General features: G+C 36.7%; 13 protein-coding genes. All 13 read right to left on the minus strand.

The features are described 5' to 3' along the window. Positions 1-59 precede the first annotated feature (59 nt). Positions 60-263: a YlzJ-like family protein gene (locus tag ACLBWW_RS00505; protein ID WP_000605020.1), complete on the minus strand. Its 204-nt coding sequence runs from the start codon at positions 261-263 to the stop codon at positions 60-62. Continuing rightward, entirely contained in the window at positions 260-1,009 is a 750-nt protein-coding gene (gene tepA / locus ACLBWW_RS00510) for a translocation-enhancing protein TepA (protein WP_000139828.1), read from the minus strand. Before tepA ends, ACLBWW_RS00505 begins: the two co-directional genes overlap by 4 nt. Before the next feature lie 104 nt (positions 1,010-1,113). Beyond that, a complete protein-coding gene (locus ACLBWW_RS00515; protein ID WP_000823079.1) occupies positions 1,114-2,784 on the minus strand; it encodes a ribonuclease J in 1,671 nt (556 codons plus the stop codon). Between the two features lie 758 nt (positions 2,785-3,542). Then, the gene (gene dapA, locus ACLBWW_RS00520) at positions 3,543-4,421 is read right to left on the minus strand and encodes a 4-hydroxy-tetrahydrodipicolinate synthase (protein WP_000564777.1); all 879 of its coding nucleotides are present in this window, start codon (positions 4,419-4,421) and stop codon (positions 3,543-3,545) included. Between the two features lie 11 nt (positions 4,422-4,432). Continuing rightward, positions 4,433-5,665 carry an aspartate kinase gene (gene dapG / locus ACLBWW_RS00525; RefSeq protein ID WP_000692477.1) on the minus strand — a complete coding sequence of 411 codons (1,233 nt, stop codon included), beginning with the start codon at positions 5,663-5,665 and terminating at the stop codon, positions 4,433-4,435. 23 nt (positions 5,666-5,688) lie between these two features. Further along, a complete protein-coding gene (gene asd, locus ACLBWW_RS00530) occupies positions 5,689-6,735 on the minus strand; it encodes an aspartate-semialdehyde dehydrogenase (protein WP_000414854.1) in 1,047 nt (348 codons plus the stop codon). Positions 6,736-6,885: 150 nt separating this feature from the next. After that, entirely contained in the window at positions 6,886-7,485 is a 600-nt protein-coding gene (gene dpaB / locus ACLBWW_RS00535; protein WP_001049480.1) for a dipicolinate synthase subunit B, read from the minus strand. Next, positions 7,482-8,384, minus strand: coding sequence for a dipicolinic acid synthetase subunit A (gene dpaA, locus ACLBWW_RS00540; protein ID WP_000954740.1), 903 nt, complete (start codon positions 8,382-8,384; stop codon positions 7,482-7,484). The genes dpaB and dpaA overlap by 4 nt, the downstream gene beginning before the upstream one ends. 273 nt (positions 8,385-8,657) lie before the next feature. Further along, positions 8,658-8,909 carry a YlmC/YmxH family sporulation protein gene (locus ACLBWW_RS00545; RefSeq protein ID WP_048545981.1) on the minus strand — a complete coding sequence of 84 codons (252 nt, stop codon included), beginning with the start codon at positions 8,907-8,909 and terminating at the stop codon, positions 8,658-8,660. 129 nt (positions 8,910-9,038) lie between these two features. Beyond that, complete coding sequence (locus tag ACLBWW_RS00550) at positions 9,039-10,280, minus strand: M16 family metallopeptidase (RefSeq protein ID WP_000593006.1); 1,242 nt, start codon at positions 10,278-10,280, stop codon at positions 9,039-9,041. An 86-nt stretch (positions 10,281-10,366) separates the two neighbouring features. Beyond that, positions 10,367-11,266: a polysaccharide deacetylase family protein gene (locus ACLBWW_RS00555; protein ID WP_048545983.1), complete on the minus strand. Its 900-nt coding sequence runs from the start codon at positions 11,264-11,266 to the stop codon at positions 10,367-10,369. Positions 11,267-11,418: 152 nt separating this feature from the next. Next, positions 11,419-13,557: a polyribonucleotide nucleotidyltransferase gene (gene pnp / locus ACLBWW_RS00560; protein WP_046957398.1), complete on the minus strand. Its 2,139-nt coding sequence runs from the start codon at positions 13,555-13,557 to the stop codon at positions 11,419-11,421. A 160-nt stretch (positions 13,558-13,717) separates the two neighbouring features. Next, entirely contained in the window at positions 13,718-13,987 is a 270-nt protein-coding gene (rpsO, locus tag ACLBWW_RS00565; protein ID WP_001229392.1) for a 30S ribosomal protein S15, read from the minus strand. Between the last annotated feature and the right edge of the window lie 29 nt (positions 13,988-14,016).

The raw sequence follows: 14,016 nt of genomic DNA on the forward strand, positions 1-14,016 counted from the left end.
GCTCAACCGTCTTGTTTTTTATATTATACCATAGCTTCTAAACAAAATCCTTCTTTTTGCTAAAAGGTTATTTTCTGGCCGGGCTCAAACTCTAAGTAGTGTAGCGGATCCGTACTTAACACACGTACAATAGAATAACACCCATGTTCTTCTTCAGAAACCATTAATTCAACACCGTTTATATTTACAACTTTTTGGCTTTCACATTGCGAATAATCAGCTGGATATACAAGTTGCTCTGGCATAATTGTGTATAAAATCATTGTAACATTGTCCCTTCTGCACTATCATCCATGCGAGCATCTATTAATTCATTCAGTTTTCGAATCGCATTCCCAATACCACCGACATCATCTATAAGACCATATTTCACTGCATCGCCACCAATTACATTCGTCCCAATATCTCGCGTCAAATTCCCTTTCGCAAACATAAGTTCTTTAAAACGATCTTCGGTTACTTTCGAATGCTTCGTCACAAATCGAATGACTCTTTCTTGCATTTTATCTAAATACTCAAATGTTTGCGGCACACCTATAACAAGACCTGTTAGACGAATGGGATGAATTGTCATCGTCGCAGTTTCCGCAATAAATGAATAATCCGTAGAGACGGCGATTGGTACACCGATAGAATGCCCTCCGCCCAGAACAAGTGATACCGTTGGCTTTGAAAGCGAAGCTACCATCTCAGAAATTGCTAACCCTGCTTCAACGTCACCTCCAACCGTGTTTAATATTAAAAGCAAACCTTCAATTTTCGGATTTTGTTCTATCGCAACAATTTGCGGAATAATATGCTCATATTTTGTTGTTTTATTTTGCGGCGGCAACTGAACATGACCTTCTACCTGCCCGATGATTGTTAAACAATGAATACTTGATTCATTCATTTGTGGTACATTCGTTTGCCCTAGCTGTTGAATTTTCTCCACTATCGAAGCTTCTTTCCCAGTTTCTTTCGGCTCAGCCTCTTTCCCTTCATTTGTATAACGATCACGTTCTGTCATATCGCATCCCCTTTCACTCGTATATAACTATTATTTCTTAAGTTATAAATTTCATTCGATAGAGTTTAAAAAGAAAAAAAGATCACCCGTAAAGGTGATCTTTTTTATACTTCCATAATAATCGGTAAAATCATAGGTTTTCTCTTTGTCTCTTCGTACAAGAACTGCCCTAATAATTCACGAATATTTTGTTTTAACATAGACCATTCAATTGAATACTCTTTAATCGATTGCTCAACAATCATACGTACAATCTCTGTAGAGCGGTCAATTAACGCTTCTGATTCACGAACATACACAAAACCACGTGAAATGATTTCTGGACCAGAGATAATTTTCTTTTCATCTTTACCAAGTGTTACAACAACTACTAATATTCCATCTTGAGATAACATTTTTCTATCTCGAAGAACGATATTACCAACGTCACCTACACCTAATCCATCAATTAACACATTACCAGCTTGTACTTTGCCTACTAAGTTTGCGTCATCGTCACCAAAAGCAATCACATCACCTTTTTCTACGATAAAGATATTCTCTCTTGCAATACCTACATCTTCAGCTAAATATGCATGTGCTTTTTGCATACGGAACTCACCATGTACGGGTACAAAATATTTCGGTTTCATTAAATTTAACATTAACTTTAATTCTTCTTGGCTACCGTGACCTGAAACGTGAACTTTTCTTTCACCGTAATAAATAACATCAGCTCCAGCTCTAAATAACAAGTCAATAATTTTCGATACAGATATTTCATTACCTGGAATTGGAGAAGCCGCAATAATAACCGTATCGCCTTTACGAATTGAAATTTGTTTATGAGCTTGCTTCGCCATTCTAGAAAGGGCTGCCATCGGTTCACCTTGGCTACCTGTCGTTAAAATAGCTACCTTTTTCTCTGGGAAATTGTCTACTTCTTGTAGTGAAATAACCATACCTTCTGGAACATCTAAATAACCAAGACGTCTTGCGATATCTACCACTTTCACCATACTACGTCCTACAACCGCTACTTTTCGTCCTGTTTCAGCAGCTGCATCAAATACTTGTTGAATACGATGTACATTCGATGCAAATGAAGCAACGATAATACGTCCTTCTGCGCCGTAGAACACTTTAGAAATTTCTACACCAACTTCTTTTTCAGAACCTGTATAGCCTGGACGCTCAGCATTTGTACTATCAGATAATAAGCATAGTACGCCTTCATTTCCGATTTGTGCCATTTTTCCAAGGTCTGCTCCACTATTTCCAATTGGAGTTTGATCGAATTTAAAGTCTCCCGTGTATACGATAGCACCTTTTGATGTATGGAAACAAACACCAACAGAATCTGGAATACTATGTGTCGTTCCAAAGAATGACACCGTTGTAGTATTAAACTCTACTGTTGAATTTGAATCGATTGTTTTTAAGTCTACACGGCCTAACATACCCGCTTCGCCAAGTTTTTCTTGTATAAGTCCTACTGTTAATTTCGTTGCATACACTGGAATTGATAATTTACGAAGTACGTAAACAATTCCACCAATATGATCTTCATGACCGTGAGTAATAAATAAACCTTTTACTCGCTCTTGGTTTTCCACTAAATATGTAATATCAGGAATAACGATATCAATTCCAAACATTTCATCTCCTGGGAACATTAATCCTGCATCTACAATAAAGATTTCAGAATCAATTTCAACACAGTACATGTTTTTCCCGATTTCACCTACTCCACCAAGAGCAAATACTTTAACAGACTCATTCTCTTTTCTCTTCATGTTGTTGCCTGGTTTAAAAATCTTTCAAACACTGATTTCACTAAAATTGCAGAGACACCAGGGGAAACTCTACAACCACCATATATTCACCGTCCAAGACGAATGTCCTTACCGTTATGCGATATCATGTCCTTGTTTATTTTTTAAACCAGGTTTCACCTCTCTTTCATTATATAAATCAAATATCTTATTCGATATGATATGAAAATGTAATCAAATTATAATTTTTACCAATTTTGCTAAGCATACCCGTACTAAGCTACTTAGCCATATTATACCTGATACAAGAAATAGAACACAAGTTAAATCGTGCGAAAGAGAAAGTAAAAGAACGGAATTACAACAAAAGTATCGAACGTATTTCCTTTATATTTACTCCGATTTTATACTCCATATTATTTTGAAGAAATAGGCATAAATACGCTAAATTTATTTCATTATATTGATTTTCAAGACTTATTTTTCTAGAATCGAACAAAAACACTTATAAAATAAAGCTTTTTTATGAATCTCGTCACATTTGAGACAATTCCTCTGAAAAACAGAATCGATAGTTTATTACGTTTATACAAATGTTTATTCTATAATAACTGTGTTTTTTTGATTCATTTAAAGGGGTACAATTATTTTCTTGTACATGTTGCAATACATAATGAAAAAGCGATCAAACACATGGAGTAATATGGTAGGTTAAAAAGAGCGGCAAAGATTTTCATACCATAAAAAAATGACCTAGTTCTACACTAGGTCATTTTTTATTAACGAGGGATAGATTGCATAACAGATTGTAACGTTACTCTTTCTTCTTCTGTTAATGGAAGAAGTGGTAAACGTACAGAACCTACATCTAACCCAACCATTTGTAACGCTGTTTTTACTGGCGTCGGGCTTGGCGCCATAAATAATGAATCCGTTACTCTTACAAGTAATTGATGTAATTTTTGCGCCTTTTTAAATTCTCCTGCTTGGAATGCTGCAATCATTTCTTGCATTTCATTTCCAATCACATGAGATGCTACAGAAACGATACCTTTCGCTCCAACTGCCATAGCTGGTAACGTTAAACCATCATCACCGCTGTATACTGCAAAGTCGTCCGCTGTTTTTTCAATGATTTCTGTCATTGTTAACACATCGCCGCCTGCATCTTTAATCGCAACAATGTTTTCTATTTCTGATAAACGAACAACTGTATCAACGGAGATTTGTACAATAGATCGTCCTGGAACGTTATATAGCATAACCGGAAGCGGCGTGCTTTCAGCAATTGCTTTAAAGTGCTGATACATTCCTTCTTGACTCGGTTTGTTATAATACGGTGCTACTAGCATTACTGCATCAACACCAACCTCTGTCGCCTTTTTCGTTAAGTCAATAGAAGCATGCGTATTATTACTACCTGTTCCAGCGATTACGGGCACCCTTTTATCGACAACAGATACGACATGGCGATATAACGCTACTTTTTCTTCTGAAGTTAATGTAGGAGATTCTCCTGTCGTTCCTCCTACCACGATTGCTGTTGTACCGTTATCTATTAAATAATTTACCAATTTCGTTGTCTTCGCAAAATCGATATTTCCGTTTTTATCAAACGGAGTTACCATCGCGGTTGCAATTGTCCCAAAATCTATCATGGTCTCACTCCTTATTGTTCCAGTTGCTTTTCTTTTGAAAGCTCAAACGCACTATGTAATGCATTTACAGCCTCCACTAAATCAGTTTCTTTTACAAGAACCCAAATTGTCGTATGGCTATCTGCCGATTGCAGAATTTGAATACCTTTTTCCGCTAAAGCTGTAACGATTTTCGCAGTAACCCCTGGGTATCCTGCCATTCCAGCTCCTACAATAGATACTTTTGCACAATGCTCTGTCACAATTGGCTCATATCCAAGGTTTTTTAATAATTCAACTGCACGACTTGATACACTATCACTCACCGTATAAGCTACCCCAGTAGGTGAAATGTTAATTAAATCGACACTGATTCCTTCATTCGCCATTTCTTTAAACACATGCTGTTGCAAATCATATGCTGTTTCTTTTGCAAGCACTTTAATTTGCGTCACATTTGATACATGAGCGATACCTGTAACAGGACGTTCTTCTACATCACGACCTTTTGTCGCACCGTCCGATGCTGAAATAAGCGTACCTTCACTATCAGAATACGTAGAACGTACACGAAGTGGTACTTTGGCATGCATCGCAATTTCAACTGCACGTGGATGAACGACTTTTGCACCTTGATATGCCATGTTACAAATTTCATTGTATGTTACCGTTTGAAGATGACGTGCATCTTTTACAATGCGAGGATCCGCAGTCATAACACCTTCTACATCTGTAAAGATATCAATAAATTCAGCATGAAGCGCAACACCTAATGCAGAAGCTGAAGTATCGCTACCTCCGCGTCCAAGTGTTGTCGTATCACCTTTTTTCGTTTGTCCTTGGAATCCTGTAACGACGATTACATCTAGATTTTCTAGCTCTTCATGTATACGATCGCAGTTCATTTCAATAATCTTAGCATTTGTAAAATCATCATTTGTTACAAAACCAGCTTGTGCACCATTTAATGCCGCTGCTTTTATACCGTTCTCATTTAACATGTTAGAGAAGACGATTGCTGAGATTAATTCTCCGCATGATAATAATAAATCTTGCTCACGATTAGAAATGCGAGATTCCTCTTGATTTACAAGACTTAACAAAGTATCAGTTGCATATGGTTCACCTTTACGGCCCATAGCAGATACGACAGTAACTACTTTATAACCCGCATCTAGCGATTTTTTTATATGATGAAGCGCATGCTTACGTCCATTTTCATCACGTACGGATGTGCCACCAAATTTTTGAACAATAATTTTCATATTTTGCACCTTCTCTTAGCCGTTTACACTAATTGTAATTTTACTAAGCGCTCTGCAATTTGAACAGAATTCCATGCAGCGCCTTTTAATAAGTTATCAGATACGACCCAAAGATGGAATCCTTTATCGTTATTTAAATCTTTACGGATTCTTCCAACGAATACTTCGTTTTTACCTACTGCAGTAGCTGGCATTGGATATAACTGCTCTTCTGGATTATCTTGCAGAACGATACCTTCCGCATTTGCAAGTAAGCTCTTGAATTCTTCTACTGTTACGCCTTCTTTTTCTACTTCGATGTAAACAGACTCAGAGTGACCTGATACAACTGGTAAACGTACACATGTTGCCGCTACTTCTAATTCAGGCATATGCATAATTTTTTTCGTTTCATTAATCATTTTCATTTCTTCAAACGTAAATCCATTATCTTGGAATTTATCAATCTGTGGAATCGCGTTGAAAGCAATTTGGAAATGTTTCTTATCACCTGATACAGGTAAAACATTCGCCTTCACTTCTTCACCATTTAAGATTGCTTGTGATTGTTCATGAAGTTCTTCAATCGCTGCCGCACCAGCACCTGATACAGCTTGATATGTGGAAACGATTACTCGTTTTAAACCATATTGCTGACGAACTGGCTCAAGAGCTACTACCATTTGAATTGTAGAACAGTTTGGATTTGCAATAATACCATTATGTTCTTTTAAGTCGTTTTCATTTACTTCAGGTACAACAAGTGGCACGTTTTCTGTCATACGGAATGCACTTGTATTATCAACAACAATCGCACCGCGCTTTGCTGCTTCTGGCGCTAATTGTTTTGATACAGATCCACCAGCACTAAATAGTGCGATATCTACTCCTTCAAAACTTTCAGGAGTTGCCTCTTGAACTGTAAATTCTTCGCCTTTAAATACAAGTTTCTTACCTGCAGATCGTTTAGATGAAAGTAACGTTAACTTCCCGATTGGAAATTCTCGTTTCTCTAAAGTATTTAACATTTGTTCACCAACTGCGCCGGTTGCTCCAACTACAGCGACATGAAAAGTTTTTTGCTTTTCCATCACTATGCCCCTTTCTAGATACCAATCCTTCTATAACTTAGAATTAGAAGGAGTATACAATACCCCTTCTAATCTTAATAACGTTAATTTTATCATATTCTACAGTAAGAATGATGGTTTCATCAAAAATTGTCCGTTTTTTTTCGTTTTTTAATTCATATATCTGAATTTTTCTACGACAACCGGTTGCAATTGCTTCCCTTGCAGCGCTTCTAATACTGTATCTTCCAGCAGCTCCATGCGAGCTACCATTGAGTTTGGTTTTTTCTCTGGTGCATCTTGACCGAATGGGACGAAGTAGATGTTTTTTGTTGCCATTAGGCGCATGAGATTTACTCCATTCAACCCTAAAGCATCATTCGTCGAAACAGCCAATACGACAGGCTTGCCATTTCTTAACGTCGCTTTCGCTGCCATTAGTACTGGAGAGTCTGTCATTGCATTTGCAAATTTACTCATAGAATTTCCTGTTAGTGGTGCAATTACCATACAATCTAGTGGAATTTTAGGTCCTAGTGGTTCTGCGCCAACGATTGAATTAATTGCTTTAAATCCTGTTACTTCTTCAATCTTTTTAATCCACTCTGCTCCTTCTCCAAATCTCGTATTTGTTGATTGAACAGTGTAAGAAACAACGGGGCGTACTTCTGCTCCCTCAGCAATTAATTTTTCTAAATGAGGCATTACTTCTTCGTACGTACAATGTGAACCAGTAAAACCAAACCCTATTCTTTTCCCTTTTAAATTCATTCCCCATTCTCCTTTCTTGCTATTACGTCTTCTGCTAGTAACTGAGAAAGAACGTTCGCTAAAATTTGTCCTGCTGTTTTTGGAGCAACAATACCTGGTAATCCAGGTGCTAACAGCGCTTTGACTCCTCTTTTTTCCGCATATCTAAAGTCGGTACCGCCTGGTTTAGAAGCTAAATCAATTACTAACGTATGAGCCGGCATTTTCGAAATAACATTCGCTGTCACGACGAGATGCGGAATTGTATTAATGACAATATCGATATTTCCTACTTCTTTCTCAATATTTTGCATATGAAAAGGAGAAAACATCATTTCTGTAATACGTGCAATATGTTCCGATCGTCTTGCTCCAACTTTGACATGGGCTCCTAATGATTGAAATGCTCTGGCAACACTCATCCCTGTTCTACCAAATCCTAAAACCATTACATTGGAACCATGAATTGTATAGTCGGTATGTTGAATTACCATCATTAATGTACCTTCTACAGTTGGTATAGAATTGTAGATTGCCACATCATCACGATCAAATAATTTAACAAGTTTGCGGTTTGTAGTAGATACGAGATTTTCCAAGTAAGGCGTACCAATACCTGAATATATAGTAAAGTGTTCTGGTGTATTTTCAATTTGTTCTTTCGTTATAGAAACTTTTTCGTTTGAAAAAATAGTATCTACTTCTCCCTTGGCATTTGTACCTGCAACTGGCAAAATAATTGCATCTACAGAAGTGAAATCTAAATTTTGTATACTTTCTTTTGCTGCCCCTGTGAAGCCATGATCTAACTGATCAAACCCTATCAATGAAAGTTTCGCATCCAATTCAACTAGCTTGCGAATTACTTCTAGCTGTCTTGCATCTCCTCCTATGACAGCAATATGCATCTCAGTCAACATTCCCTAATTCACCTTCTTTTTCTGTCATTTATAAGAAAAGTGCCTACTTTTTCTTTTTCCTCCACATCATATGTAATGTACGAGTTTTAGGTGATTGAAAAACAAAAGCACGTATGATTTATCCCGCTATTTGTATGCAGTTAGACCTCCATCTCAACATTCGACATATGAGAGGACATTATACGGGAAATTGATTTCCGGTAAACGCTCGATTCATGTGAGCTTTTACTCAGAGGAGAATGAACAAAAAAAGATGACCAAAATGGCCACCTTTCACTTCGATTTTGAATGATCCGTAATATCACAAAGGATCATATCGTGCCCTACTTTCTTAATTTGGCTCCACGTGACTCTTACTTCTTGTGGTTCCTTTTTAAAACCTCCCCATTTCCCAGCCGGTATGATAAGAGCCTGTATTTGGCCATCCTTCTCATCAATCTCTAAATCCACATAACCTAAAACTCCCATTTTTTCTGCTCTTTCTAAATTTACGATTTCTTTGCCACTTAATTCACTTAATCGCATACACTCTCCCCCTACCGAATTATGAATTTAAGTTATCTATAATTAGTACCTATTCTGTATATCCAAAAAAAATAACCGTATCTCATTTAAAAGAGATACGGTTATTTTTACATACTTCATATAAAGTAATTATAGTTTTATTCCTTTTGGAAGTTTTCCATCTGGACTAATTAATGCTGCAGAGAATTCATCTGTAAACATGTTACGAATTAACTCATCAACATTTTCTTTTGTTACTGTGTTTACACTTTCAATAATCTCATCAAGTGAACGATGCTTACGAAGTAGCAATTCATTTTTACCATTACGGCTCATACGGCTATTCGTACTTTCTAAACTTAACATTAAGTTTCCTTTTAATTGCTCTTTACTATTAATAAGCTCTTTTTCTGTAATACCTGTATTTTTCAATGTTTCTAATGTTTCTTGCATTGTTTCATACAGTGTATCTAATTGTTGGCTACCTGTTCCACCATACAGCGTTAACATACCTGTATCTTCATAAGAAGAATGGTAAGAAAATACTGAATAGGCTAACCCGCGTTGCTCACGTACTTCTTGGAATAAACGGCTACTCATACTACCGCCTAAAACGTTATTCAATACAATTAAGTTATAAATATCTTCGTGTCCCATTTGTAAGCCTTTATATCCTAAACATAAATGAGCTTGTTCTGTTTCCTTTTTACGTGCTACCTTATTAAAATGGAAAATTGGGCTATGTACTTGTTCACGATTTGTTGTTCCTTCATAACTACCGAAATATTGCTCTACTGTTTGTAAAAAGGCTTCATCAATATTTCCTGCAACTGAAACAACGACATTTTCAGGTGTGTAATGATCCTTGATATATTGGCGTAGCGTATCACCTGTAAACGTATCAAGCGTTTCTTCTGTTCCTAAAATAGGATATCCAAGCGGATGCGTTTCATATGTTGCTTTCGTTAACATATCATGCACAATATCATCTGGAGCATCTTCGTACATTTTAATTTCTTCACATACGACATTCTTCTCTTTTTTCAGTTCTTCCTCATCAAATGTTGAATTAAAGAACATATCTGCTAATACATCTAAAGCATATTTAGCATGCTCATCTAGCACTTTTGCATAATAACAAGTGTATTCTTTTGAAGTAAAAGCATTCACTTGCCCACCAATGCTATCAAATGATTCTGCAATTTCGCGTGCACTACGTGTTTCTGTTCCTTTAAAGAACATATGCTCTAAAAAGTGGGAAACCCCGTTATTTTTTTCATTTTCATTTCTTGATCCCGCATGGATCCAAATACCAATCGCAACCGATCTTACAGTTGGTATATTCTCCATAACAATTCTTACACCATTTTTACAAGTATATTTTTTAATCAAAAACTTTCCTCCTACTGCCAGTTTCTCTAAATAAGTGCTATTATTTAATGATAACAAGTTTAAGGATGAATGTCATGCAAATGTATTTAATCCACACGTTTTTCATCCAGTAATTCTGTTATATTCCCTACTTTATATCCTTGTTCCTTCAATTTTGTAATCATTGTATCTAATGCTTCTGCTGTAGATGACGTTGGATGCATTAATACGATAGCACCTGGATGTATTTTTCTCATCACTCTCTGCAATAGTACATCTGGATCCGGTCGCTTCCAATCAATTGTATCTACAGTCCACATAATCGTTCCCATTTGGAAATCATCTGCAATTTTCACGACTTCATCCCGAAAACTTCCACTCGGCGGAGCAAACCATCTTACCTTTTGATTCGTAGCTGCTTCGATCATTCGATTTGTTTTTTGTAACTGATCTCGGATTTCATCAGAAGATAGCGTTTTCATATTAGGGTGTGTGTAAGAATGATTTCCGACTTCTTGATTTGCATCAACAATCATTTTGGCAAATCGCAAATTTTCCTTCACCCAACGTCCTTCTAAAAAGAAAGTCGCTTTCACATCATGTTTTTTCAATATTTCTAATATACGAGGCAAATACTCGTTTCCCCACGCCACATTTATTGTTAATCCCACCATCTTTTTATTTGGATGTCCCCTATAAATTGGGGCTGGTGATAAATCTTCTAAGTGGACACTCGGTGATACTTCCTTGAATTCAAGATTTCTTTGATCAAATTTCTTTAGTTTCTTCATATTATTATAGGATGCTTCGATATCAACTTGTCTTCCATTATATCCTGGTGTTGATTTCCATATTTTATCAATCATCGCATCTTGAGGTGCAATCTCATATTGTTTTGCATGTTTTTGAATTTCTTCATATAAGTTATCCTGTGCAAAAACGGAATAAGAGCCTACACTGACATATAAAAAGAATATACATATGTATGCCAATACACGAGCTTTCATATAAACCCTCCCATTAACTATATAAAAACCTTTTTTCTTCTTATCTTTGTTAATTTGAGCGTTATAATGAAAACTATACCTATACTGACATAAAAATATATGTAAATCATATTTTTTACATAACAAAAAAAGCCAGTTTAACTGGCTTTTACTTATTGCTGCTCTTGTTTATTTTCTTCTTTAGCAGCTTCTTTTTCTTGCTCTTCTTTTAGCAATACTTTTCTAGATAGATTCACGCGACCTTGCTTGTCAATCTCGATAACTTTAACTGTAATTACATCACCGATTTTCACAACGTCTTCTACTTTACCTACGCGCTCAAGTGCAAGTTCAGAAATGTGAACTAATCCGTCTTTACCGCTGAATAATTCAACGAAAGCACCGAATTTCTCAACACGTTTCACTTTTCCTTCGTAGATTTCACCTACTTGTACTTCGCGAACGATATCTTCGATAATTTTCTTAGCTTTGTCATTCATTTCTTGATTTATTGAAGAAATGAATACTGTACCATCTTGCTCGATGTCAATTTTAACGCCAGTTTCTTCAATAATTTTATTGATTTGTTTACCGCTCGGCCCAATAACGTCACGGATTTTATCTGGGTTAATTGTCATTGTAATAATCTTTGGAGCATAAGCTGATAATTCAGTACGTGGCTCTGCAATAACAGATAACATATGATTTAGAATGTGAACACGACCAACTTTTGCTTGTTGTAATGCCTCTTCTAAAATTTCACGAGATAAACCATCGATTTTAATGTCCATTTGCAGTGCAGTTACACCTTTTGCTGTACCTGCTACTTTAAAGTCCATATCACCTAAATGATCTTCCATACCTTGAATATCAGATAAAATTGTGTAATGCTCACCAGTTTTAACTAGCCCCATTGCAATACCTGCAACTGGAGCTTTAAGCGGAACACCAGCATCCATCATTGCTAAAGTACTACCACAAATACTTGCTTGTGAAGTAGAACCATTTGATTCTAAAACTTCAGATACAAGACGTACTGTATATGGGAAATCTTTTTCAGATGGAATTACAGGCTCAAGAGCACGTTCTCCTAGTGCACCGTGACCAATTTCACGACGACCTGGTCCACGCATCGGTCTTGTTTCACCAACACTAAATGATGGGAAATTGTAATGGTGCATAAAACGTTTTGATTCTTCTACACCAAGACCATCTAAAATTTGTACATCGCCTAATGCACCTAATGTACAAATACTTAATGCTTGTGTTTGTCCACGTGTGAATAAACCAGAACCGTGTGTACGAGATAAAATACCAACCTCTGATGCTAATGGACGGATTTCGTCACCTTTACGGCCATCTGGGCGGATTTTTTCAACTGTAATAAGACGACGTACTTCTTCTTTTACAATTTTATATAAAATCTCACTTACTTGTCCTAATGTATCAGCGTCAGCTTCCTGCGCTTCGTAATGCTCAATTACACGCTTTTTCACTTCGTTAATTGCATCTTCACGTGCATGTTTCTCATGTACTTGAATTGCAGAATGCATATCCTTCTCAGACATTTCACGTACAGCTTGATTAAGATCAGCGTCAACTTCATAAAGTTTCACTTCTGATTTCTCTTTACCTACAGCTTGTACAATCTCTTCTTGGAATGCAATTAGACGTTTAATTTCGTCATGTCCAAACATAATTGCTTCTAACATTGTTTCTTCAGGCACTTGATCTGCTCCTGCTTCAACCATGTTAATTGCATCTTTCGTACCAGCTACAACAAGGTGAATATCACTTTGTTCTTGCTGTTCTACTGTTGGATTAATAACGAATTCGCCGTTAATACGACCAACTGTTGCACCCGCGATTGGGCCTTCAAATGGAATATCTGAAATCGATAACGCTAATGAAGAACCAAGCATAGCTGCCATTTCAGAAGAACAATCTTGATCAACACTCATTACTATGCTGACAACTTGTACTTCGTTACGGAAACCATCTGCGAAAAGCGGACGAATTGGACGGTCGATTAAACGACTTGCCAAAATTGCTTTTTCACTCGGACGACCTTCACGTTTAATGAAACCGCCAGGAATTTTTCCGACTGCATATAAACGCTCTTCATAATTTACTGTAAGTGGGAAGAAATCTACATTTTTTGGTTCTTTTGATGCAGTTGCTGTAGATAGAACCGCTGTATCGCCATATCTTACTAATACTGCTCCGTTCGCTTGCTTCGCAAGCTGACTTGTTTCAACTGTTAGCTGACGACCAGCTAAATCTATCGAGAAGACTTGCTTTTCTTGACTCATTTAAGTACCCCTCTCAATTTAAAGTATTCAATTCTTCTATGTAAATGGATAGTATATCACAATATTCTACCTCTAGTATTACCGAAAATGAGGTAAGCTATAAAGGGTAGAAGATATATTTTTACCTAACAAAAAAGCGGGAATATTCCCGCTTCTTTGACTATCGACGTAAGCCAAGCTTTGTGATTAATTCACGGTAACGTGTGATATCGCTATTACGAAGGTAAGTTAGTAAGTTACGACGTTTACCAACCATCTTTAATAGACCACGACGTGAATGATGATCTTTCTTGTGAGTACGTAAGTGCTCGTTTAGAGTGTTAATTTGCTCCGTTAGGACAGCAATTTGAACCTCTGGAGAACCAGTATCAGTCTCATGAGTTCTAAATTGTGCAATGATTTCATTTTTACGCTCTTGTGTTAAAGCCATCCTATTTCACCTCCTATTAATTAAACCCC

This window comes from Bacillus sp. M5A3_1b, from assembly GCF_053345335.1.

What these genes read in the sequence shown, in the direction of transcription:
- ACLBWW_RS00505 (WP_000605020.1), bottom strand. Translation starts at nt 263, where the DNA reads ATGATTTTATACACAATTATGCCAGAGCAACTTGTATATCCAGCTGAT.
- tepA (WP_000139828.1), bottom strand. Translation starts at nt 1,009, where the DNA reads ATGACAGAACGTGATCGTTATACAAATGAAGGGAAAGAGGCTGAGCCG.
- ACLBWW_RS00515 (WP_000823079.1), bottom strand. Translation starts at nt 2,784, where the DNA reads ATGAAGAGAAAAGAGAATGAGTCTGTTAAAGTATTTGCTCTTGGTGGA.
- dapA (WP_000564777.1), bottom strand. Translation starts at nt 4,421, where the DNA reads ATGATAGATTTTGGGACAATTGCAACCGCGATGGTAACTCCGTTTGAT.
- dapG (WP_000692477.1), bottom strand. Translation starts at nt 5,665, where the DNA reads ATGAAAATTATTGTTCAAAAATTTGGTGGCACATCCGTACGTGATGAA.
- asd (WP_000414854.1), bottom strand. Translation starts at nt 6,735, where the DNA reads ATGGAAAAGCAAAAAACTTTTCATGTCGCTGTAGTTGGAGCAACCGGC.
- dpaB (WP_001049480.1), bottom strand. Translation starts at nt 7,485, where the DNA reads ATGAATTTAAAAGGGAAAAGAATAGGGTTTGGTTTTACTGGTTCACAT.
- dpaA (WP_000954740.1), bottom strand. Translation starts at nt 8,384, where the DNA reads ATGTTGACTGAGATGCATATTGCTGTCATAGGAGGAGATGCAAGACAG.
- ACLBWW_RS00545 (WP_048545981.1), bottom strand. Translation starts at nt 8,909, where the DNA reads ATGCGATTAAGTGAATTAAGTGGCAAAGAAATCGTAAATTTAGAAAGA.
- ACLBWW_RS00555 (WP_048545983.1), bottom strand. Translation starts at nt 11,266, where the DNA reads ATGAAAGCTCGTGTATTGGCATACATATGTATATTCTTTTTATATGTC.
- pnp (WP_046957398.1), bottom strand. Translation starts at nt 13,557, where the DNA reads ATGAGTCAAGAAAAGCAAGTCTTCTCGATAGATTTAGCTGGTCGTCAG.
- rpsO (WP_001229392.1), bottom strand. Translation starts at nt 13,987, where the DNA reads ATGGCTTTAACACAAGAGCGTAAAAATGAAATCATTGCACAATTTAGA.